Source organism: Nostoc sp., assembly GCF_036917755.1.
Taxonomy (GTDB): Bacteria; Cyanobacteriota; Cyanobacteriia; order Cyanobacteriales; family Nostocaceae; genus Nostoc.
On record NZ_JBALFC010000134.1, the window covers coordinates 1 to 24165 of the forward strand.

The following is a 24165-nucleotide window of genomic DNA, read 5'->3' on the forward strand; positions in this document are numbered from 1 at the left end:
AAGCTAAGAACATCGGGAGCCGTGTACACGGAAACGGGTACGCACGGATCTAACTGAGAGGTGCGGGGAATAATATCCCTCATCGACTCAACCAACTGGGAAGATGCGACGGTGGGAGCTTGGGGTACTGGGTGGGAAGTATGGTTAGATGGGATGGAAGTTACTCAATTTACTTACTTCCAACAGTGTGGGGGAATTGATTGCCGTCCGGTGTCGATTGAGATTACATACGGGCTAGAGCGGCTGACAATGTATCTCCAGCAAGTAGAAGCATTTACAAAGATCCAGTGGACAGACAACATTACTTATGGAGATGTTTTCCTGCAAAGTGAGATTGAGCAGTGTACATACAACTTTGAAGCGTCGAATCCTGAGTTGCTATTGACACTATTTAATTTATATGAGCAGGAAGCTACCCAATTGACGGAGCGAGGATTGGTCTTGCCTAGCTTAGATTATGTAATGAAGTGTTCGCACACGTTCAATCTGCTGGATGCTAGAGGTGTGATTTCGGTGACGGAGAGAACTCGCTATATTGCCAGGATTCGGCATTTGGCTAGGAAGATAGCTCATTTATATGTTGAGCAAAGGGAGAAGTTGGGTTTTCCGTTGCTCAAAGATTTAGAGCCAGTCATACAGCCACCTGTTTCACAGCCAGTCTTACCACAACCTGTTTCAGAGTCTACAGTTAAATCTCGTTACCAATATATTATTGATTGGCTGTTTTTGATTCCAATTGTCTCTTATGTTCTTTGGGTAATACTTTCATTGTTTTCGTAGAAGAGTTGATGTGTCAAAGGATGCAGAGCATCCAGATACAGCGCTTCCTGCTGTTATCAAGTACAGTCTCTCCCCCTCCACACTACCTCCTTTTCGACTCTTTCAGCACCAAATACGTACCTCACAATAGCGGGGACTGCTGTATTCCTTACCTGGCTAAGTAAGAGGATGTTTGTAAAGTCGAATTTATTACTCGCCTGGGCGACTAGAAGTCGCGGCTACACAGATAAAACCTACTTCCGCAGGTTAGCAAACCCTTGATTTTGCATTCTCTAAGGTAGGCATATCTTGATGATGCAACTATTGCTAAAGGTTAAAAATACCGTTAAATCTTGAGTCTAAAACATTAAGGCTACAAGGATAAAGCCCGCCTATGCGGGCTTTGTTTGTATAACCCATATTCTGCACTTCAAAATGTCTTATATTAATAATTCTAAAATAGTTACCAATAATTGTCATGTTATCAAGTATTAATACTGATAGTTGTTACTGGTGCGGCTATGGTTGTGGTTAGATAGCATAGGCGCAGCCCACCGTAGGTATCGCTATATTTCGTAATCTTCAAATATTACAAACTGAAGTGCGAAAAGTGAGGTATAAACTTGATGCACTATACTTCACCACAAGCATAAAAATTTTTCGGCGTTGCTGATTAAAGAGATGAAGATGAAAAGCTCACGCAGAGGCGCTCCAGGCGCAGATAATAAGAGTTTGGAATATTTGATTTTTGAATTTCATAGCCAAATTCAGCAACGCCGATTTTTCTCTATTGCTGCCCTAGCTATTTTCAAGTCAGCTGCAATTTCGGGTTGTCAGGTGCTTTTACAAAAAATCTTATGATTCAAACTAGTGGTGTAATTATTTGTCTTGGCTACATTTTCGGGTTGCTGTTTACGGCAGTTCCTTGGGGTGGTGTGTGGATTTTGGTTCTGGGGATAGTGGGAGCAATTCTTTTTAGAAGACGCACGACTTCACGGCAACTTGCTCAGAAATCAGAAAATGCTGGAAGCAAAAATAAGGCAGTGCCTAACATTTGGCAAACTACTCCCCATCCTCGAATCTGGCTAGCTGCTGGCTTGGTGGGATTGTTGGCAACTCTGTATCTTCAATGGCGAGTGCCGCAACCAGGTGCAAAAGATATTAGTCAGTTCGTCCCGCCTGGAAATAGCAGTAATCAAGAACAACTTGTGATTGTTCGCGGTGAAGTAGCGAGTAATCCCCGCTTGACTCGCAGTCAGCGAGGACAATTTTGGCTGGAAGCGACTCAGCTAGATGAGGTCAAAAATCAAAAAGGTTCAGCAGGTGTTCCAAAAGGAGTTACAGGCAAATTGTATGTGACAGTGCCTATACTTCAAGCTACTGGGTTATACCCTAGTCAACAAATTGCTGTGACTGGGATTTTGTACAAACCAAAGGCGGCTTCCAATCCTGGTGGTTTTGACTTTCAGAAGTTTCTTAAGCAAGAGGGAACGTTTGCTGGTCTAATTGGGCGACAAATAAATGTTTTGGATCAGGAACGTAAATGGGGATGGTGGCAAATTCGGGAGCGAATTGTGCGATCGCAAGTTCGTTGGTTAGGTGTCCCTGAAGGGCCTCTTGTCAGTGCAATGGTTTTAGGCAGCAAAGCTGTTGATTTACCCTACGATATCCGCGACCTGTTTGTACAAGCCGGATTAGCTCATGCTTTAGCAGCTTCCGGGTTCCAAACTTCCTTGATTTTAAGTGTGATATTACAGTTAACGAGGCGGGCAAAAAAAGCAACTCAATTTACCCTTGGCTTTTTGGCTTTAATCATTTTTCTGAGTTTAACAGGTTTTCAACCTGCGGTTCTCAGAGCCGTAATTATGGGTTTTGCGGCATTAGTTGGTCTGCTATTAAAAAGGAAGGTAAAACAGTTCGGATCATTACTATTAGCAGCAACTCTGTTATTAGTGTTTAATCCTCTATGGATTTGGGATTTAGGCTTTCAATTGAGTTTTTTAGCAACACTGGGATTAGTCGTAACAGTACCCCCATTAGTCAACCGCCTAGCATGGCTACCACCTGCGATCGCTGTTTTGATTGCTGTTCCCCTAGCCGCTACTATTTGGACTTTACCTGTGCAACTTTTTGTCTTTGGGGTTGTACCATCTTATAGTTTGTTGCTGAATGTCGCTAGTACTCCATTAATTTCGATCATTAGTATAGGTGGAATCATCAGTGCGATCGCAGCATTAATTTGGACTGAGGCAGGAAGCTTCCTTGCTGGGGTGTTGCATTACCCTACTGATTGGCTAATTAAACTAGTGGATTTTTTTAGCAAGTTGCCAGGAAATTCTGTTGCTGTAGGCAGCATATCTAGTTGGCAGCTTCTGGTGATTTATCTACTGATTATACTGGTTTGGTTAGTGCCTTGGTGGCAGCAGAGGTGGTGGTTTGCTAATGTGATTGCGATTGGTTTAGTATTCATCCCACTTTGGCATTCTACAAATACATTGTTTAGGATAACGGTATTAGAATCTGGTACGGAACCAATTGTAATTGTTCAAGATAGAGGTACAGTAACTGTAATTAATAGTGGCGATGAAGGTACAGGACGTTTCACAATCCTACCGTTTTTGCAACAGCAGGGTGTAAATCAAATAAATTGGGCGATCGCAACTGATTTCCAAGGCAATGAAAGTAATGCTTGGTTGGAATTACTGCAACGTTTACCAATCAAAAATTTTTATGAATATTCCCCCAAGCCAGAAAATTCCATTGCAATTCAGGCAATTCAACAAGAATTACAAAAGTATCAGGGATCTTACCAAGCTTTGGCAGTTGGTCAAGGGGTGAAAACGGGTTCAATAGTGGCAAAATTAATCAACGATCAATTACCCATCTTACAATTGCAAATTTTAGATCAGAATTGGTTATTAGTAGGTAATATCAAGTCTAAAGAGGTACAGCAACTAGTTAAAAGTGGGAGTTTGCCTCGTCCACAAGTGCTATGGTGTGCCCCTCAGTCATTAAAAGATTTAGTTATTGCTCTGCAACCACAAGTGGCGATCGCTTCTTCTGCCAACTTTGATCCAAAAGCTTTATCTGAACTGAATAAAAGCCAAACAAAACTATTTTTTACAGGACGAGATGGGGCTATTCAATGGACACCTAATGGCCAGTTCGAGGCGTTTATTGAAGCAACAGAAAATAAGTCTTCTATGTTATAAAATACTCACAAACTAAGGAAATTTAAAAGCACATATTTATTTTTAACCAAGTCTATCTAAAGATAGATGTATGGTCATTCTGAAGGAAGTACCTTCTCGAAAGGTTTCAGGAAGGTCGATTACCTAAGCAGGTGCTAATCGTATGCTTGGGGTAATGTTTGTATTCTCGCACATGGTGACACGGACTACTCACAGGAAGATATATTAAAAAAATGCAAATGGGAAGTTTAATTGAATTTACGTTGTTTGCTCCTCGGAACAAAGGAGCAGCTTTAATTGGGTCTTTTTCTGAGTGGAAAGAAATCCCGATGGTAAAAAATGAAGATGGTTATTTCCGCACTCAAGTAAAACTGGAAGACGGCATTTATCAATATAAATTTCGTGTTCAAAGCAAAAGTCAAAATTTTGCACTTGATCAATGGGTAGATGTTATTGACCCTAATGCCACAAATGTTAATGAAACAGAAAAATCCAGCAGGGTACGGATTAAAGATGGGCAACGCATTATTGATACTTACGTTTGGCAATATGACGAAAAACCGTTGCCTGACAATCGGGAATTAGTCATATATGAAATGCACGTTGCAGATTTTACTGATGATCACGTTGGGGTTGACAAACGAGGCAAATATTTAGGGGTAATTGCCAAGTTAGATTATCTGGTTGAATTGGGAGTTAATGCACTTGAATTAATGCCAGTTAATGAATACCCTGGTAACTATAGCTGGGGCTATAAAGTGCGTCACTTCTTTGCTACAGAATCTAGTTACGGTTCTACAGAAGATTTAAAGCGATTAATAGATGAGTGTCATGCTAGAGGCATTCGTGTTTTTATGGATGGAATTTATAACCACACAGATGAAGAATGCCCGTTAATGCTGATTGACCGGAATTACTGGTATTACGAACACATGCATTATCCTGAAGATCCAGATAATTACTGGGGGCCAGAGTTTAACTATGATAATTATGATGAGAAGTTAAATGTTAAGCCTGCATGGAAATACATCGGGGATGTAGTGCAATTTTGGATTCAGGAGTATCATATTGATGGAATTCGCTTTGATGCGGTGCGCCAATTAGCCAACTTTGAATTTCTCGACTGGCTGGCGAAGCAAACAAAAATCCATGCCGCACCCAAACAGTTTTACAACATTGCCGAACATATTCCTGATACAAACACTGTAGTTAAGCCAGATGGACCATTAGATGGTTGTTGGCATGAGAGTTTTAGGTACTTTATAGTTCCATATATTTGTGGAGAAACATTTGAATTAGAACAACTAAAGGAAATTTTAAATCCCAAGCAGCAGGGTTATGCGATCGCTACCAATGTGATAAATTATTTGGCAACCCACGATCGCGAACGTCTATTGCGAGAATTAGGCGATCGCGGTATCTTTGACGCAGACGCATTTAAGCGAGCGAAGTTAGCAGCCGTTCTCTTAATGACAGCGATGGGTATACCGATGCTGTGGATGGGAGAAGAGTTTGGCGAATACCAGCAAAAAAGCGAAGATGTGACTAAGCCACAGAAGATTAATTGGTCTTTGTTGTCAGGCGACCAGAATCATAATTTATTTGAGTATTATCAAAAACTTATTGCTCTACGCAAGCAGAATCTCGCCTTGCAAAGTGACAATATCCAGTTTTTCTACGAAAATGCCGAGGACAAAGTGTTAGCTTACACCCGATGGGATGAGCAAAATTCTCATATGGTTGTCGTGGCAAATTTCTCCGACCAGAATTTAAATCAATATATAATTCCCAACTCTCCATCTGCTCAAGATTGGCAAGATTGCCTCACCAATAGGGAGGTGAAAGTTGGAGAAGATGGTTTAGTCACTGATTTGCCAAGCTATACAGCCAAGGTATTTGTTTAGCAGTAGTAATTTGTCAATAAATCATTGATAACTAGGGATCTTACTGAAACAGAGTATAATCACAATCAACTAAAATCCCTATTAGGGATTGAAACGAAGTATAGTGGCAGTCTAACTTACCAATTGCTTGGTATTAAAAAATACAAAATATAGCAGCAAAGGTGATTCCACATCCAGCTTGATGGCTGTGATATTATGGGAGACTGCTACATACATTTAGAAAAACTAGAAACTGAATCGATCATGGCCCTGACGCAACTGCGGAAACAAGAAATAATTTCCAACTACCAAGTTCACGAAACTGACACTGGTTCGTCCGATGTCCAAGTTGCCATGCTAACTGAGCGCATTAACCGCCTCAGCGAACATCTCCAGGCAAATAAAAAAGACCATTCTTCCCGGCGGGGACTGTTGAAGCTAATTGGTCAGCGTAAGCGTCTTCTAGCTTACATATCGCAGGAAAGCCGGGAAAAGTATCAAGCTTTGATTGCTCGCCTCGGTATTCGTGGATAGGGACTACCGCTTATGTCTGCTGAAGAATCTGAACGCAGTCGCTTGCCCTTTGAACCAAACAAAAAGCGCCAAAAACCCGCAAAAACTCAAAGTAAACCAGCAATACAGCCACAAGAATCTAGCAAACAGGCTGATAGAAGAACGCCTTACACCAAAGAAGAAATGACTATTCCCCAAGTAGTCAGCCAGAGGATGATTCGACGAGTAGCTGGGTTCTGTGGTGTACCAACAGCTTTGGGCATTACCACCCTGGTAGTCAGCTATCTGCTGGCTATCTATTCTGATATCCAACTACCTCCCATCGCCGTGTTATTGGTGAACATGGGATTATTTGGTTTGGGGGTCTTAGGGATCACTTATGGCGTTCTCTCTGCCTCTTGGGATGAAGAAAGAGTCGGAAGTTTGCTGGGTTTGGGTGAGTTCAACACCAATTGGGGACGAATGGTGGCAGTTTGGCGCGAAACTCGGCAAAAAAACTCATAATGAACGGCGCTCAGGTATTATGTAACTGCGGTATTCGGTAAATTTTAAAGTGAATGTTGAAGTTGAAATTTTATAACTTCAACATTGCTAATTAAAATTAGATCATCTTTTTGATACGCCGTATCCAGTTATTTAGTAGTAAAACTACTGACTGAGCGCTATATTTTGTAAATAAATTTATTTTGTTTTTAACTATTCGTAATTAGTCCAATAGGCAACAATAAAGTTAGTCCACATCTTGCACCTAGCCCTGGCGATTAGAAATCGCGGCTATACAAACGAAGTCCACCTCCGTGGACTAAGAGAAAATCAAAGGTTTTTATTAACCCAGGTCGGTGGGTTTCGCCTGTGTAGCCTCGACTTCCAGTCGCCTGATGCAACAATAAAGTTAGCCCATTTACAGAAAAATTTACTCAATTAATCAGGAACTTTCAGATGATTATAGTAATGAAAAGTGGTTGCCCAGAGGCGGAAATAAACCGCATTGATGAGGAACTAACTAGCTGGGGGCTAACTCCAGAAAAAATTGTTGGTCAACACAAAGTAGTTATTGGTCTAGTAGGTGAAACCGCCAGCTTAGATCCACTACAAGTTCAGGAAGTTAGCCCCTGGATTGAGCAGGTGTTGCGGGTAGAGCAGCCTTACAAACGCGCCAGCCGGGAGTACCGCCACGGCGAAGCTTCGGAAGTGGTGGTTAATACTCCCAATGGAGCGGTGGTATTTGGTGAACACCACCCTTTGGTAGTCGTTGCCGGTCCCTGCTCAGTAGAAAATGAAGAAATGATTGTGGAGACGGCGCGGCGCGTCAAGACGGCTGGAGCCACATTTTTGCGCGGAGGGGCATACAAACCTCGGACTTCACCTTACGCCTTTCAAGGACACGGCGAGAGTGCTTTGGATTTGTTGGCAAGGGCGCGGGAAGTTAGCGGACTAGGTATTATTACAGAAGTGATGGATGCTGCTGACCTGGATAAAATTGTCGAAGTTGCTGACGTGATTCAGGTGGGGGCAAGGAATATGCAGAATTTTTCCTTGCTCAAAAAAGTGGGAGCGCAGCCGAAACCAGTTCTCTTGAAGCGGGGAATGGCAGCTACTATTGAAGATTGGTTGATGGCAGCCGAGTATATTTTGGCATCTGGCAATCCCAATGTGATCTTGTGTGAACGGGGAATTCGCACCTTTGACCGCCAGTATACTCGGAATACGTTAGATATATCAGTAGTGCCAGTGTTGCGAAAGCTGACTCACCTGCCAATTATGATTGACCCCAGCCACGGTACAGGTTGGTCTGAGTTTGTGCCTTCAATGGCAATGGCTGCGATCGCAGCTGGCACAGATTCCCTGATGATAGAGGTTCACCCCAACCCTGCCAAAGCTTTATCTGATGGACCGCAATCTCTGACACCAGACCGTTTCGATCACTTAATGCAAGAATTAGCAGTGATTGGTAAGGCGGTGGGACGCTGGCAGCAACCAGCAGTAGCTCTAGCTTAAAATTCAGATCGAAGTGTATCCGACCATTATTATCAGGCTACAAGAAAGGCTGGCTATGGGGTTGAGGCTGATCATCGCTCCGTATCCACCCCCATGATTGTATAGGGAACTCCCATAGAGAGGCAGGTGATACTACGGAATTTGACCGAAAACAGGGTATGGTCGCCGCAGATGCTTTGTACTAATACTATACTAGTCCCCTAGCGCCATTAGCAGTTTTGATATCAATGCAGAAAGTGCCAAAGGGACTTTAGCTGAAGTCCCTTACACAGTAAAAAAATAACTTTAACATTGCTCGAACATCCCTCGTGCTGCATCATGATGCTTGTCTAGGTAAACAACTAAGTTGGTGGAGCGTTCATTGAAAGCGGCGGGAAACTCCATCCCAAGAGTGGGTGGACGAGGTTGCTCAAAGCGTCGCTTGGGGCATAGGGCATAGGGGGTAACTTCTTCCCCATGCCCAAAAACTCCATCCCAAGAGTGGGTGGAGTTTTTTATTTGGTCTGTTTACCTAGATGAGCATCATGCAGAAACTTTTCCCGCATAGCGATGCCTACGCTAATTACACTTGTGTCAGACAAGGTACTTTATATTACAAAACAAGGCGGCTATGCTGAGGGCAGAAGCGAAGTCTTGATGTGTATTGACTGTTTTCTTAATAGTACTTGACTTATGTTTTCACAAGATGTAATTTATCAATATTAGAATAAACATCGGTAAGTCAATTGATTTTTCGTATTTTAGCAAAAATAAACATCTTTATTGTAAATTATTCGAAGATTAGAGTTGAGAGTTAACAGTTTCTGCATACTATCAAGTATTGAAAATTCTCTGAAGATTTATTGATATAAAATCCGTATTTTCCGATAATAAATAAGGCTAAAAATAGATTAACGAAAATTACGAATAAAAGGGGAATTGTTCATCTATAATCTAATTTTTAAGCAAAGTTGAATCTTATTGATGAACTACAGGCATTCAATTAGAAGTAGCAAAAATCAGAATATTAGAGATGGAAAAAAACATTACTATTCTCACACTAATATTCATTCGGGGAATAGCGATCGCACTCTTATTCATGAATACAACCGCATTTGCAGCCACAGTCAATCCCTGTCCCCAAGGTATGGCGATGATTTCAGGAGGAACGTTCAAAATGGGGTCTGATAATTCCAGTTTTGTGGAGGAGCGATCGCCTGGAGATGTAACGGTGACTAACTTCTGTATTGATAAATATGAGGTAACAAACGCACAATTTAGCGAATTTGTCAAAGCTACAGGATATGTGACAGTTGCGGAACGTCCCTTATCTCAAGAACAGTTTCCCGATTTACCCGATGAGCAACGATTACCGGGTTCCCTAGTGTTTGAGATCGCAAAACCAGGCGTCAAGCAAGTTTCCTTTCTGAGTTGGTGGCATTGGACTACTGGCGCGAATTGGCAACATCCCTTTGGCCTAAACAGTGCAATCGCTAACAAATCCAACTATCCAGTTGTTCACATAGCTTACGAAGATGCCCTAGCCTACGCTAAATGGTCAGGAAAATCCCTGCCCAGCGAAGCCCAATGGGAATACGCCGCCCGTGGTGGCTTGGATGGTGCAACCTACGCCTGGGGCAATGAATATTCTGAACATAGAGCCAACACTTGGCAAGGAATTTTTCCCTTTTTCAACACCAAAGCCGATGGTCACTTGGGCATTGCTCCCGTCGGTTCTTTTGCACCCAATGGTTATGGACTCTATGATATGGCCGGCAATGTTTGGGAATGGACTACTGATTTCTTTCAAGTCGGACACGATCGCAAATCCGATCAAATTAATCCTATTGCCTTAAATCAAAGCTTTGATCCCAATAAGCCTGATGAATCAGAGTTACACGTAATCAAGGGGGGATCATATCTCTGCGCTCCCAATTACTGTAGCCGCTACCGTCCGGCGGCGCGGGAGTCAGAATCACCCGATACGGGAACTACTCATATCGGGTTTCGGCTAGTTAAAAATTTACCTTCCAGCACACTACCTATAAATCCAAAATCCAAAATCTAAAATCCAAAATTGTATGACTGATCCTCACAAGAAAGATTCTTTGTATGTATCTCTCAAGTTAACTTCTGGTGCGATCGCCTTTTTGACAGCCCTGACGCTAATATTTTCTAGTCTCTTACCTCTACCTGCTTGGGCGGACTATGGCGACAAATTGCCATTACCCCAACCATCTTTTAAAGGCAAAATTGGCATTACTTACAAAGAATCTGAACCAGACTTCCCCAAACCAATTAAGGCTCCAGAAAATGCACCAAACGTTTTGCTGGTGTTGCTTGATGATGTCGGTTTTGGACAAACCAGCACCTTTGGCGGTCTGATCAATACGCCTAATTTAGATCGTCTAGCAGAAAGGGGATTGCGTTATAACCAATTCCACACCACAGCACTCTGCTCTCCTACCAGAGCCGCATTGCTCACGGGACGTAACCATCATTCTGTGAGTACAGGTGTGGTTACGGAATTAGCCACAGGCTACCCAGGTTATACTGCGATTTTACCTAGAAGTGCGGCAACGATCGCTGAAGTATTGCGAGACTATGGATATAACACGGCGGCCTTTGGCAAATGGCACAATACCCCAGACTATGAAACCAGTGCGGCCGGCCCATTCGATCGCTGGCCGACAGGTTTAGGTTTTGAGTACTTCTATGGATTTCTGGGCGGTGATACCAATCAATGGAGTCCAGCTTTGGTAGAAAATACCCAACATATTCAGAAACCAAGCAATCGCCCTGATTATCACCTCACCCCCGATCTAGCAGACCATGCGATTAAGTGGATTCGTACCCAACAAGCGATCGCTCCTGATAAACCCTTCTTTACCTACTTTGCCACTGGCGCAACCCATGCCCCACACCATGCGCCCAAAGAATGGATCGACAAGTACAAGGGTAAATTTGATCGAGGTTGGGATAAATTACGCGAAGATATCTTTGCTCGTCAGCTAGCCTTGGGTGTAATTCCTGCCGATACTAAGCTGACTCCTCGCCCGGCGGAACTCCCAGCTTGGGATTCGCTCACTCCCACCGAGCAGAAAGTTTATGCGCGTCAGGCGGAAGTATTTGCAGGTTTCCTCAGCCATACCGATGCACAAATTGGTAGAGTCATTGACGCGATTGATCAACTGGGTGAATTGGATAACACCTTAGTCTTTTTCATTGCCGGGGATAATGGTGCGAGTGCTGAAGGTGGCTTAACAGGTAGTATCAATGAACTCAAAGTCTTTAATGGTGTAGCAGAAAGTCCTCAAGAAGTTCTCGCGGCTTTAGATGATTTAGGTGGGCCAAAAACCTTCAATCATTTTCATGCAGCTTGGGCTTGGGCAGTAGATAGCCCCTTCCAATGGACAAAACAAATTGCTTCTCACTTTGGCGGAACCCGCAATGGTTTAGTTGTGGCTTGGGGCGATGCCTCCGGCGGGCTTCGCCAACGCATCAAAAATCGTGGTGGACTGCGGAGCCAATTCCATCATGTAATTGATATTTATCCTACCATTCTGGAAGCTGTGGGGATTGAAGAACCAGAGGTAGTCAACGGTGTAAAACAACAACCAATAGAAGGTACTAGCCTCGTCTATAGCTTTGATAATCCTGCTGCACCTTCTCACCACAAAACCCAGTATTTTGAGATGCTTGGCAATCGTGGCATTTACGATCAAGGTTGGGTAGCAGCCGCTCGTCATGGACGCTTACCTTGGGAGCGTGTCTCCAAAACCACCTTCGATGAAGATAATTGGGAACTATACGATATTACCAAAGACTTCAGTGAAGCCAACGATTTAGCCAAGCAGAACCCTGACAAGTTAGCGCAACTACAAAATCTATTTCTCAAGGAAGCAAAGAAATACAAAGTTCTGCCCTTGGACGATCGCTTACTTCAACGGTTTGATGTCAAAATCCGTTCCAACCTAATCACAGGACGCAATAGCTTTACTTATTACACATCTGTTGCAGGGATTCCCGAAGGCAGCGCTCCCAATATTAAGAATCGCTCCTTTAGCATCACTGCCGATGTAGATGCTGCTTCATCTGGTACTGAAGGCGTTTTAGTCACCCAAGGCGGACGTTTTGCGGGTTGGAGTTTCTTCTTGAAAGAAGGTAAACCCAGCTTTGCTTACAACTTGTTAAATAGCGATCGCACAATCATTCAATCTTCCCAACCAATTGCGATCGGCAAATCCCAAATCAAATTTGACTTTACTTATGACGGTGGCGCTCCGGGAGCAGGCGGTACTGGTAAGCTCTTGATCAATGATCAGCAGGTTGCCGAAGGCCGCATTGAGCAAACCGTAGGCTACAGATTTGGTTTAGATGAAACCTTTGATGTTGGTCAAGATACTGGCACACCTGCGGTAGATAATTACCAAACACCCTTTGCATTCACCGGCAACTTACAGCAAGTCACCCTGGAATTGAAGTAATAGGGACTAGGGATTGGGCATTGGGCATTGGGCATTGGGCATTAGTTATTCTCCTCATCTCCCTCATCTCCCTCATCTCCCCCATCTCCCTCATCTCCCACTCCCCACTCCCCACTCCCTGCGTCTCTGCGTGAAAAAAAATCATGAACGAAATCTTGCCACTAATCGACAAACTCGCACTTTTCACATTTATCGTGTTCACCATGCTGGGTGCAGGGTTAAGTCTAACCGTACAAGAGATTTGGGAACCACTCCGTAACCTTCGCTTAGTCATATCATCGCTGCTGACAAATTTTGTGCTAGTGCCACTTTTTGTATATTTGCTACTGCAAGTAGTAGATTTAAGTGAACCACTAAGAGATGGCTTACTGATCATGGCAGTAGCATCAGGGCCTCCAGCACTACCTAAACTTGCCCAGATAGTCAAAGGCAATATAGCTTTCTCGGTGGGATTAATGATGTTGCTAATGCTGGGCACAATTTTTTATATGCCGATTGTATTGCCCTTAGTGGTGGAAGGTGTGCAAATTAACTCCTGGGAGATTGCCAAACCCTTATTGTTAATGATGGTCAGCCCATTGATCATTGGGTTATTCATCAAAGCAAAATTGAGTGCGATCGTCCCCATTATCCAGCCGATTTTGTTCAAATTATCTAATGCTGGATTGCTTTTAGGTCTGGTTGTCAGGCTGATAGTTCACACTAACGATATCATTGGCTTATTACAAACAGGTGCAATTTTAGTTTGTGCCGTTTTCATAGTCTTCTCCTTTAGCGTCGGTTATCTTTTGGGCGGCCCTGGTATAGATACCCAACGAGTGCTAGGAGTAGGAACAGCTCAACGTAATTTTGCCGCAGCATTATTAGTAGCTACAAGTAATTTTGAAGATCCCAGCGTGGTGAGCATCATCATGGTGACGAGTATTTTAATGATGATCGTAGTTTTGATCGCCGGGCCAAAGTTCATAGAACTAGACCAAGGAACGGGTATAGAGATAGAGCAGCCTCTAAGCTAAGGTGAGCTTTTCGGCCCACCCCCCAAGATTGGGTAATTTATTTGTTGTCAGTCCCTAGTTTGCGGTTATTGTAACTAAACTTTCGCACCTAAAAAAAAGGACGGGCACAATACCCATCCCAGAAAATTCACTTTTGATAGCAAAACTTTTATTGCACTTGCGTGGGGAAAGCACCAGGTTGCACAGCTATGTTAAGATTCTGCCCATTGCGACGTAACTCCATACGTAAGTCGCTCCCGACTTGGCTATTTTCTACTACCTTTTGGACACTGCTGGCATCTGTGACTGCTTGACCACCAAGCTTTTGGATCACATCACCAGCCCGTATCCCTGCTTTAGCAGCTGGTGAATTTGGCACAACTTTTACAACTAATACACCTTTATCTTCATTCACACTCAAACCGCTATTCGGGTCGGAGTTGATATTTTGTTTTAGCTGAGGCGTTAACCCCACCATCTGAATTCCCAAATAAGGATGTTCTACTTTGCCTGTGGCTATTAGTTGACTAGAAATGCGTTGTGCTGTATTGATAGGAATAGCAAAGCCTAATCCTTGTGCCCCTTGGATAATGGCTGTATTCATGGCAATTACCTCGCCACGGTAATTTAGCAACGGACCGCCGGAGTTACCGGGATTAATCGCTGCGTCGGTTTGAATATACTCTACTCGTTTATCAGGAGCGCCGATTTGATTGCTACTGCGTCCGGTAGCACTGATGATTCCGGTAGTTACTGTATTATCTAGTCCAAGGGGGTTGCCGATCGCGATCGCCCATTCTCCCGGTTGCAGTTTATCTGAGTTACCCAAGGTTACTAACGGTAGATTCTCTGCCTGAATCTTGACGACAGCAACATCGGTTAAATCATCTTTTCCTAAAACCTTACCTTTAAAGCTACGCCCATCTTTAAGTGTTACTGTCACCGTATCAGCACCATCGACTACGTGAGCGTTGGTGAGAATACGACCATCAGCACTAATAATAAAACCTGAACCAGTACCCCGTTCTACCCGATTCTGTTGTTGTGGTAGTTGAGAGCCAAAGAAGCGTTGGAAAAATGGATCGTTAAATTCATCTGGTATTTGAGTTTTTACAGTTCGGGAAGAGTCAATCCGCACCACGGCTGGCCCGACCTTTTGCACCACCTGGATAACAAAGTTAGGATCTGTACCGGCTGCTATTGGAGGAGCGGCATTTACTCGACTCACTGCCAAATTAGATGCATTTTCAGACACCTGCTGAGAATGTCCAGCCATATAGCCGCCTGCCAATGTCATACCCGATCCCAGCAGCACCAACGATAGAGAGGCGGCAGCCTTTTTCCAGGGTGCTCGATTTTGGTATTTAGCATCAGCAGTGTTGGATAAAATGCTATTTGATGGGTGTTCTCCATCGCGAGATTGGTTTTGCATTGCTCTCTGGAAGGATATTTAGATGTATTACTAATGTAGATATTATTTGTGACGGTTTTGTTGCAGAGGTATTGCGTTACTATGAAATGTTTGCTTTATTACACAAGTTATTTTCGCATAGCCTGGATAAATTCCTGAACAGCATTAGGGGCTTCCAAATAAAAAAATATCCCAAAACTGACGCAAAAATCCTCTCTATTTCTCTTCTCTCTATGTTCTCTGCGTTCTCTGCGTCTCTGTGGTTCGTTTCCTTGATATAATTTATTTCTTGGAAGTCCCTTGTACTGGTCAGCGACAAGAAATTTAGGACTTACGCAAAATATCTCTCAAACTCCGACTTCTCTCCGTGTCGCGCCAGTTGCTACAACGGGGAGGCAGCGAGGTCTTGGGGGTTTCCCCCATGAGTGACTGCCGTGGGAACCCCCGCAACGCACTGGCTTCTCTGCGCTCTGCGCTTCGTTATTCCGTAACTCATGCGTAAGTCCTAAAATTAAAACTGTTAAAATATTTCACCATGCCTGAAGGAATAAAAATGGTACAGGGGAAAATCTTACTTAAGCCTGGTACTTTATGGACAAGTGTCAAAGAGCAGACGGAACATGCTTTGCAATGCGGGGCGCTGCTGTCAATCCCGACGGAATTTGAATTTGTCGAACAGGATAACGTGCGCTTTTTAGTGCGGATTTTGTCTAACCTGAATCGCAAAAAAGCCGCCAAGGAGAAGCAGGAAAAACAATCTGCTATGTCTGCTCAAGAATTTAATCCTTTCTTACCCTACGAAGAGGATTTATTTGTGGCGGATATCTCTGATACCCATGTATGTATTTTGAATAAATTCAATGTTGTTGATTATCATCTGCTAATTATCACCCGTGACTTCGAGGAACAGGAAAGCTTACTCACCCTCGAAGATTTTACGGCTATGTGGGCATGTCTAGCTGATTTCGATGGTTTAGCATTTTACAACAGTGGCAAAACCGCAGGTGCAAGTCAGCGACACAAGCACTTGCAATTAGTACCATTACCACTGACACCTTCAGGACCGCAGATACCTATTGAACCTCTGTTAACATCAGCACAATTTCAGAACTCGATACCTTCTGGTGCGTCCGCTACGCAAACGATGGGCTTTGTCAACGCAACTTTACCAAAACTTCCTTTTGTACACGCTTTCGCACCACTAAATTCCCATTGGGTGCAGTCGCCGTTCACAGCAGCCCAAGCAACACTGGAAGCTTATCACACCTTGCGACATGCTCTGGGTTTAGATGCAAGGCAATCTGGTGCTTACAATCTGCTAGCGACACGAGAATGGATGTTGATTGTACCGCGATCGCAGGAGCATTTCCAGTCTATCTCTGTGAATTCATTAGGATTCGCTGGTGCTTTGCTAGTGCGGAACGCAGCAGAAATGGAGATTCTCAAAGCCCAAGGACCGATGACCATCCTCAAAAATGTTGCTCTATCCTAATTACAGCAGAATTCAGAATTTAGAATCCAGAATTCAGAAGTAAAACAGGGTTTATACCTGGCTTTGGGACGAATCGTTGTCTACCTCACTTTCCTTGAAATCTGCTGTCAGTTGTAGTTTTTCACTCTTCCCCATCTGTGATAATTTACAGTATAGGTAAAATTATTGATTCTGCATTCTTGTTTAATCGGTTCAATTGCGGGTTCTTTATTTATTGCGATCGCTATGTATAAATCACTGCTTACAAAACTAAAACCACAATCTTAATCTCTTACTATTTGTCTAAATATATAACTACTTGATCGGATGTATATAAATTTTATCTATCTCATCTTCTGATTTTAATTCCTAGTTTTTATTCCCCAACTTGTCGTAATTTATGTTATCCATATCTATTGACATAGGATATTTTAGTAAATACGATGTCAATCAATCCGGATTTCATTTACTTCCCTGGAAATCTCTGTAAGTCAATCCAACACTATCATCACAGCACTACATGAAACTACGCTGGTTATTACTTAGTCTCACAAGTATTCTTCTACTGTCGTCGCCAGTAAAGGCGAATTCCAACACCAATCAAGTTGACAGCGCAGATGGCGGGAGTGGAAATCAATCAGATTTACAACTACCAGAACTAAAATTCATTCCCCCAACTCCCTCAAGCGATTTTCTTAACCCAATAAATACTCCTAAATATACTGGTATAGTTCCTCTAGGACGAGAAATATCGGAACTAAAAAGTCCAATTAAAGCATTAATTGCTCGCTACAGATTCCTCACTCCCGGAATCTTTTTTATGGACTTACAAACAGGGGATTATTTAAATATCAATGGCGGTCAAGCTTTCTCCGCCGCTAGCACAATTAAGTATCCTATTTTAATTGCTTTGTTTCAAGGAATAGATACAAGGAGAATCAAACTAAGTGAAACATTGGTGATGCAACGTAAACACGTTACTGGTGGTTCTGGAGATATGCAGTATCGCCGGGTGGGAACTAAGATTAGTCTTTTGGAAACTGTAACTAAAATGATGACTATTAGCGATAATACCGCTACAAATATGATTATCGATCGTTTAGGTGGTAAGGCAAATTTAAATCAGAGGTTTCGCAGTTGGGGATTGCAAAGTACTGTGATTAACAATATGTTAGGAGACTTTAAAGGAACTAATAAAACTAGTGCAAAAGACTTAGTACGATTGTCAGCTTTGATTACAAATAATCAGTTAATTTCTGATACAAGTCGCTCTCAAGTTTTAGGTATCATGATTCGTTGCCATAATAGAAGCTTACTTCCGTCTGGTTTGGGTTATGGGGCAAGTATTGCTCACAAAACAGGCACTCTACGGTTTGTATTGGGAGATGCAGGTATAATTGAAACACCATCAGGTAAGCGTTATTTAGCAGGAATTTTCGTGCGAAGACCGAATAATGACGAGAGAGCAACAGCTTTCATTCGTCAAGTTTCTCAGATGGTGTATGGCTACTTTGAACAACCAAAAGTTAGCCATCTACCTTAATTATTGAGGTTTTTTAGCGCGACAGAAATACAAGTCTCAGTATAAGTTATTAGGACTTACACATTGAAAAAAAATACCAAATATGAAGAAGTTTAAAAACCACATCTTTCGTAAGGGTACAGCATTGCTGTGCCCCTACAATATGGTCTATTTACTTTCTCTAACTGTCTAATCAGGAAAAATTACGAAATAGTTCTAATATCCGTTTTTGGAGTCGTTCTATAACTACTCCTGACTCAGCAGATAGCCCATCAAATAATATCTCATATATCAATGGTACGCCCAACTCTAACTCTGATAAAAGTCTACGCTGGCTAAATACATCTTGTGGTTTGCCTTCTAGCATCAGTCGCCCTTTATCCATGACAAAAACCCAGTCTGCCCAACGATAAACTAGATCCAAATCGTGGGTTGCCATTACTAAAGTAGTTCCATTATGATGAATCTTTTTCAGGGTTGCTATTAAGTTCCGAGTATGTTTTATGTCTAAATATGCAGTTGGCTCATCCAACACCAGCAGTTCTGGTTGCAACACCATCACATCAGCTATAGAAACTCGCTTTTTTTGTCCTAAACTCAGATGATGCACTGGTCTTTCTGCTAAAGTAGTCAGTTCAAATTCAACTAATGCTTGCTCTACTCGGTCTTGAATTTCTGGTTCTGGTAAACCCAAATTACACAAACCATAAGATATATCTTCTTCAACAGTAGAAGCTACTAATTGTTGTTCTGGGTCTTGAAATACTAGTCCAACCTTCTGCCTTAAGTTACCAAGATAATTTCGGTTATAAATTAACGGTTCACCATGCCAACGTACAACGCCAGAATCAGGTTTATATAAACCGTTAGCTAATAGAAACAGTGTCGTTTTACCACAGCCATTCTGACCAATTAATGCACACCTTTTGCCAGATGGAATCTTCAGCGTTAGACCATTCAAAGCTGATTCCTGTGCCCCTGGATAGGTGTAATATACCTGCTCAAATTCGAGTAAATATTCCTGCATTTCGCCAAAATTCTAATCCTACTAATACTACACAGCCGCAAATTGCTTCGATGATATATCGCATTTGGGGACGATAGCGGCGCGGATGCCAAACTCGAAATTCACTCACAAAACCCCGTGCTTTCAGTCCAAGAGAAAACTGAGTATATCGTTGTAAGGTTCGCTGTAATAGTTGTCCGATTAGTAGTGCTAAACTTTTCATCCCACTACGCCAAGTCAGGTAGCCACCACGAGAATTTTGTGCTGTCCACAATTCATTGGCTGTGTTCAGCAAGATGAAAATGAACCGATACATTAGTAATAACAAATCGGTTAAAAGCACTGGACATCGCAAGTAACGCAGAGTTTGTAAGATTTCCGTGAAAGGGACAGTTAACATGAGAAAATATAAGCAAGAAACAGAGGCTAATGCTCTGGTTAAAATTCCCAATGCTTGAATACTGCCACTATGACTGATATAAATATAGAAGTGTCCGAGAGTTAGTCCATACCACGAATCTAATTGTACGCTTGGCAAATCATTAATCGCAACTCCATTCACCATCAGTGCTGGTAAACTTGTCAAACAAAAAACTATGGTAAACAATAACAACCGGAAATAAACACCAGCCGGAATTCTTGCATAGATAACTGTCCAAACACTCATCCAAAGCGCCATCAACATTTGCACTAGCGGATGGGTACAAAGGGAAATAGCAAGAGTAGTAAATGCAAAAATCAGTTTATGTTCTGGTGGCAATCTTCGCAGTCGATTAGTATAAGCTAAAGTGTCTAGTTGCAGGCTCATTCTTCACGTTTTTGTTGAGAACGTCCTTTATACAACCCAATTGCATAACCGACTACTCCAGCACCCAAAGCTGCTTGCGAAGCAAATAATAAACTTTCTATTTCACCACTAGCTGGTTCAAAAAATGATTTAAACCAGGGTTTATATCCAGGTTGTATTTCGGTAATTGCTTTTTCGGCTTTGTCATCGGAACCGGCAAATTCTCCACCACGCACAAATATTAACGGTGCAACTGCTAAAGCTAATACGGCTACCACCAACAGCCAGTTACTCAACCCTTTTTTAGATTGACTCATTGCCACTTCCTGGTTTGATTAATTTCAACAATTCCAATTCTTGAGGATTATAAGATTGCAACCAGTTCCATACCAACACAGTTAGCAATCCTTCACTAATTGCTAAGGGAATTTGAGTGATGGCAAAAATTCCGGCGAACTTGGTAAAGGAAGCAATAAACCCACCAACAGGCGCGGGAAAAGCTAGGGCAAGTTGGATAGAAGTGATCACGTAAGTGAGTAAATCTGCGATCGCAGCTGCTAAAAATATGGCGATTCTTTGTTTACCACCCAACTTTATTGTCAGATTATATATCCAGTAAGCCGCAAATGGCCCAGCGATCGCCATCGAAAAAGCATTTGCGCCCAGCGTCGTTAAGCCGCCATGCGCCAGTAACAAAGCTTGAAACAACAATACTAAGCTACCCAAAACTGACATAGTAAGGGGTCCAAACAGCACCGCACCTAACCCCGTCCCTGTTGGGTGAGAACAGCTACCTGTGACAGAAGGGATTTTCAACGCCGACAGCACGAAAGTGAAAGCACCAGCCAAGCCTAACAGTAGTTTTAGTTCCGGGTTAGCTTGGGTAATGCGAGTCAGACTACGCAATCCTAGTAGAAAAAATGGTAATGCCACAACCCACCAAAAAATTGCCCACTGCACTGGTAAAAAACCTTCCATAATGTGCATGGCGTAGGCGGGTTTGGGTAAACCAACTACTAGATAAAAACTGATAACTCCCATCAGGGTTAGACTGACTAACGCCTGTTTTGTTCTTTTCATAATCTGTACCTCGCAGATATATGTAAACGAATTGATTCTAACCGGCGGGCATCCTGACTCACCCAATTTTGGTTTACAGTTGCGGGACAGCGCCGGATTTTCACCGGACTTTCCCCCTTGCGTCCGATAGCGCAGCGTGGCGTTAGCCATTGGCTGCTCCCCATCAGAACCGATTGGGGTAACTATATCATCATTACCAATTTTGAGCAGCGATTTTTTACCGAAATAATGCTCCGAGATGACAATTGTGCATCCCTATTTCAATTTATAGGTACACTCCACCAAGCTAAACTATAAGGCTGAGTCGCTTCATTGAGCTTTTGACGAAACTGGACGCGGATTTTGTAATTGCCAGTAGCAGCAACGGGGCAGAAAATATGTTCTACACTATCGATGTCGCTGATTGAGGAACAAACAACAGCAGCATTTGAATTTTGAGCATTAGCTTTTATTAAGTATAGGTCGAGATTATTCAAACCGCGATCGCTAAAATTTTCGCCCACGTCATATTGCTGGTTTTTATTTTTATCGTTGAGTTTCACCAATCGATCCCAACTCAGGGTGACAGCAACAAAACTTCCCTCTTTTAACGGTTTTGCTAAAATATAGTCAACAGATGCTCCAACATCGATTGTGCGATAATCCCAACCAATAGCTGGCACCGCAGCTGATGGTGGCCATTGACCAGCACTAAATTGTTGATAAGCGCGAAATACGTTCAAATGACCCGCTCCCATTTGGGCATCCAAGGGAATCTTTGGATCTTTATAAGCATCAGAATCTAGCCAGCTTTTATTTTGTTTATCAATTAGCGTTCGAGTCATTCCCAATCGCAAGCCATCACCGCTATCTTGGATTTTGTCTGCTGAATTCAGCAACACAGCTTTCATCACCTGATGATGTCGAGAGTCGATGCTCCAGTGGGGTTGTTTTGTCCGCATCTGTCTGTCACCAAATTCCTGCAACAGAGCAACAGTAGCCGTAACTTGAGGGGCTGCAAAACTTGTCCCCGTAACCTTATTCAATTTGCCATCTGGATTGAGCAAAGGAATATTATTCCCAGGAGCAACTAAACTGATAGCGCGACGCCCACCAAGATCAAATTCCCTTCCAACTAGCCTTCCACTCACTCCTTGGTTAGCACCGGCCAGATTAGCCACGTCTACTTTGTTAAAAACTCCCCCTCTGCGGGATGAAAAAGCCACGTTCACTCCGTTAAAATTATCTGTAGGAATGGGAATACCGCCCTTACCCTGATTGCCTGCGATCGCATACAAAACATCATGAACCCGACTAGACCAGTCAACACATAAAGTTAGTAAAGCATTGCCATCTAAAGTAGCCTCTGGTCTGGGATCGCGGCTCAGAGGTTCACCAAAGCTAAAGTTAATGGCACGGACATCGCCACCATTTTGCAATGCTATGTGCTGGGCTGATAAGCACTCTTCCGCCTGACCCATGTTTTTAGTGGAACCCACCGCAGACGAATACAGTCGCGCTCCCGGAGCAACTCCCGGCAAAGCTTTGTCTTGACTCACCATCACACCAGCAACATTGTAGGCGTGGGGGTCAACACCGCTATTTGATTTAGCTGGACCATTGCGTAAGAATACTGCTGCTAAAGATATGGCACGATTTTTAGACACCGCCTTATCCCACCCAAACTTTCCCGGTCGGCCAATTTCCACTTGACCAATAGCAATCTTACGACCGATTAAATTATAAGGAAGTTGGTGTAGCTTCAGAGCATCAATACCGTTAGTTCCTAGTGCAGATTCTAAAGCTGAAGCAATTACTGGCGCACTTAGACAGGAAACACTTAATCCCCAAATTACCCAGGTTAGTTTTTTAGTCATTTTTCATTGGTCATTGGTCATTAGTAATTGGTCATTAGTCATTAGGCATGGCATTAGTTATTCTCCCTCATCTCCCTCATCTTCCCCATCTCTCCCATCTCCCCCACTCCCCACTCCCTACTCCCAAAAAAGCCGGGATCAAAATTATGAGTCTTGCTCAATGTTTTGTTACAATACGTACAGACGAGGACGCTTAGAAACCCACTAGCCATGACCCAAAACCTATCTCAAAAGCCCATTGTAATTGCTCCATCTATCCTATCAGCCGATTTTAGTCGTTTGGGTGACGAAATTCGCGCCGTAGACGCAGCTGGAGCGGATTGGATTCATGTTGATGTCATGGACGGTCGTTTTGTACCTAATATTACGATAGGCCCTCTGATTGTGGAGGCGATTCGTCCGGTTACGACCAAGCCACTAGATGTCCACTTGATGATTGTGGAGCCAGAAAAGTATGTAGAGGGATTTGCTAAGGCGGGTGCCGATATTATCTCCGTACACTGCGAGCATAATGCTTCCCCACACCTGCACCGCACCTTGGGGCAAATTAAAGAACTTGGCAAGAAAGCTGGAGTTGTACTTAATCCTGGTAGCCCTCTAGAGCTAATTGAATACGTTCTAGATTTGTGCGATTTAGTACTGATTATGAGCGTCAACCCTGGTTTTGGTGGTCAAAGCTTTATCCCTGGTGTATTACCCAAAATCCGCAAGCTGCGCCAAATGTGTGATGAACGCGGTCTTGACCCTTGGATTGAAGTGGATGGAGGATTGAAGGCAAATAATACCTGGCAAGTTTTGGAAGCGGGAGCCAATGCAGTTGTCGCTGGTTCAGCTGTATTTAACGCCAAGGATTATGCTGAGGCGATTACAGCAATTCGCAATAGCAAGCGTCCTACCCCAGAATTAGCCAAGGTTTAATTCATTTTTAGATTAAACTGTACTCCACAAAAATCAGGTGGGCAAATTGCCCACCTGATTTTTATTTAGGAACGTGGATTAAATAAAATGCAAAACTTCATCCTATATCTAGCTTCCCTCTCCAATATATCGGAGAGGGATTGAGGGTGAGGTAAGCCCATAAATTGTATGTTATTTAATTCTTATTTCTTAGACATAAAAATACTGGAAGCTATTCAAGTTTTGAACTTCCAGTAGTTGCTATATAAATTGAAAGTTTAGAAACTACAGATAATCCAGGTTGGGAGGACTAGGATTACAATAGTCGAA

19 protein-coding genes, 1 pseudogene and 1 riboswitch are annotated in these 24165 nt (G+C 42.9%); of the genes and pseudogenes, 13 read left to right on the forward strand and 7 right to left on the reverse strand.

Annotated features, from left to right (window positions below; genetic code table 11):
* Positions 1–93: 93 nt before the first annotated feature.
* The 9 genes and pseudogenes from V7L05_RS28575 to V7L05_RS28615 form a co-directional block, all read left to right on the forward strand.
* Positions 94–780: pseudogene (locus V7L05_RS28575) on the forward strand (glycine--tRNA ligase subunit alpha); the annotation flags it as partial.
* A gap of 666 nt (positions 781–1446) precedes the next feature.
* The gene (locus V7L05_RS28580; RefSeq protein WP_335169224.1) at positions 1447–1620 is read left to right on the forward strand and encodes a hypothetical protein; all 174 of its coding nucleotides are present in this window, start codon (positions 1447–1449) and stop codon (positions 1618–1620) included.
* On the forward strand, positions 1617–3971 hold the full coding sequence (locus V7L05_RS28585) for a ComEC/Rec2 family competence protein (protein WP_335169226.1): 2355 nt from the start codon (positions 1617–1619) through the stop codon (positions 3969–3971). The genes V7L05_RS28580 and V7L05_RS28585 overlap by 4 nt, the downstream gene beginning before the upstream one ends.
* A gap of 218 nt (positions 3972–4189) precedes the next feature.
* Positions 4190–5854, forward strand: a complete 1665-nt coding sequence (locus V7L05_RS28590; RefSeq protein ID WP_335169228.1) for an alpha-amylase family glycosyl hydrolase — start codon at positions 4190–4192, stop codon at positions 5852–5854.
* Between the two features lie 243 nt (positions 5855–6097).
* The gene (rpsO, locus tag V7L05_RS28595; protein ID WP_196526018.1) at positions 6098–6367 is read left to right on the forward strand and encodes a 30S ribosomal protein S15; all 270 of its coding nucleotides are present in this window, start codon (positions 6098–6100) and stop codon (positions 6365–6367) included.
* 12 nt (positions 6368–6379) lie between these two features.
* On the forward strand, positions 6380–6850 hold the full coding sequence (locus V7L05_RS28600) for a PAM68 family protein (RefSeq protein WP_334944180.1): 471 nt from the start codon (positions 6380–6382) through the stop codon (positions 6848–6850).
* A gap of 435 nt (positions 6851–7285) precedes the next feature.
* Complete coding sequence (gene aroF / locus V7L05_RS28605; RefSeq protein ID WP_335169231.1) at positions 7286–8344, forward strand: 3-deoxy-7-phosphoheptulonate synthase; 1059 nt, start codon at positions 7286–7288, stop codon at positions 8342–8344.
* A 1012-nt stretch (positions 8345–9356) separates the two neighbouring features.
* The gene (locus V7L05_RS28610; protein ID WP_335169233.1) at positions 9357–10391 is read left to right on the forward strand and encodes a formylglycine-generating enzyme family protein; all 1035 of its coding nucleotides are present in this window, start codon (positions 9357–9359) and stop codon (positions 10389–10391) included.
* Between the two features lie 13 nt (positions 10392–10404).
* A complete protein-coding gene (locus tag V7L05_RS28615) occupies positions 10405–12810 on the forward strand; it encodes an arylsulfatase (RefSeq protein ID WP_335169235.1) in 2406 nt (801 codons plus the stop codon).
* Here the strand turns inward: V7L05_RS28615 and V7L05_RS28620 are convergent.
* Positions 12791–12925, reverse strand: a complete 135-nt coding sequence (locus tag V7L05_RS28620) for a hypothetical protein (RefSeq protein ID WP_335169237.1) — start codon at positions 12923–12925, stop codon at positions 12791–12793. The two genes, V7L05_RS28615 and V7L05_RS28620, sit on opposite strands and share 20 nt — an antisense overlap.
* Positions 12926–12953: 28 nt before the next feature.
* Here V7L05_RS28620 and V7L05_RS28625 point away from each other — a divergent pair, with 28 nt between their 5' ends.
* On the forward strand, positions 12954–13826 hold the full coding sequence (locus V7L05_RS28625) for a bile acid:sodium symporter family protein (protein WP_335169239.1): 873 nt from the start codon (positions 12954–12956) through the stop codon (positions 13824–13826).
* 148 nt (positions 13827–13974) lie between these two features.
* Here the strand turns inward: V7L05_RS28625 and V7L05_RS28630 are convergent, their stop codons facing one another.
* A complete protein-coding gene (locus tag V7L05_RS28630) occupies positions 13975–15237 on the reverse strand; it encodes an HhoA/HhoB/HtrA family serine endopeptidase (protein WP_335169240.1) in 1263 nt (420 codons plus the stop codon).
* A 532-nt stretch (positions 15238–15769) separates the two neighbouring features.
* Here V7L05_RS28630 and V7L05_RS28635 point away from each other — a divergent pair.
* Both V7L05_RS28635 and V7L05_RS28640 read left to right on the forward strand, forming a co-directional pair.
* Complete coding sequence (locus V7L05_RS28635) at positions 15770–16708, forward strand: ATP adenylyltransferase family protein (protein ID WP_335169263.1); 939 nt, start codon at positions 15770–15772, stop codon at positions 16706–16708.
* A gap of 499 nt (positions 16709–17207) precedes the next feature.
* Positions 17208–18230: a serine hydrolase gene (locus V7L05_RS28640; RefSeq protein ID WP_335169241.1), complete on the forward strand. Its 1023-nt coding sequence runs from the start codon at positions 17208–17210 to the stop codon at positions 18228–18230.
* A 172-nt stretch (positions 18231–18402) separates the two neighbouring features.
* Here the strand turns inward: V7L05_RS28640 and V7L05_RS28645 are convergent, their stop codons facing one another.
* The 5 genes from V7L05_RS28645 to V7L05_RS28665 form a co-directional block, all read right to left on the reverse strand.
* Positions 18403–19236 carry an energy-coupling factor ABC transporter ATP-binding protein gene (locus tag V7L05_RS28645; RefSeq protein ID WP_335169243.1) on the reverse strand — a complete coding sequence of 278 codons (834 nt, stop codon included), beginning with the start codon at positions 19234–19236 and terminating at the stop codon, positions 18403–18405.
* On the reverse strand, positions 19211–20023 hold the full coding sequence (gene cbiQ, locus V7L05_RS28650) for a cobalt ECF transporter T component CbiQ (protein WP_335169245.1): 813 nt from the start codon (positions 20021–20023) through the stop codon (positions 19211–19213). Before cbiQ ends, V7L05_RS28645 begins: the two co-directional genes overlap by 26 nt.
* Complete coding sequence (locus V7L05_RS28655) at positions 20020–20319, reverse strand: energy-coupling factor ABC transporter substrate-binding protein (protein WP_094329438.1); 300 nt, start codon at positions 20317–20319, stop codon at positions 20020–20022. The genes cbiQ and V7L05_RS28655 overlap by 4 nt, the downstream gene beginning before the upstream one ends.
* The gene (locus V7L05_RS28660) at positions 20306–21082 is read right to left on the reverse strand and encodes an energy-coupling factor ABC transporter permease (RefSeq protein WP_335169246.1); all 777 of its coding nucleotides are present in this window, start codon (positions 21080–21082) and stop codon (positions 20306–20308) included. Before V7L05_RS28660 ends, V7L05_RS28655 begins: the two co-directional genes overlap by 14 nt.
* A 26-nt stretch (positions 21083–21108) precedes the next feature.
* Positions 21109–21271: riboswitch (cobalamin riboswitch) on the reverse strand.
* Between the two features lie 71 nt (positions 21272–21342).
* Positions 21343–22938 (reverse strand): S8 family serine peptidase, encoded by a 1596-nt coding sequence (locus tag V7L05_RS28665; protein ID WP_335169248.1) that lies wholly within the window; start codon positions 22936–22938, stop codon positions 21343–21345.
* A 210-nt stretch (positions 22939–23148) separates the two neighbouring features.
* On the opposite strand from V7L05_RS28665, the gene rpe reads away from it, so the two are divergent.
* On the forward strand, positions 23149–23856 hold the full coding sequence (gene rpe, locus V7L05_RS28670; RefSeq protein WP_335169249.1) for a ribulose-phosphate 3-epimerase: 708 nt from the start codon (positions 23149–23151) through the stop codon (positions 23854–23856).
* Positions 23857–24165 lie beyond the last annotated feature (309 nt).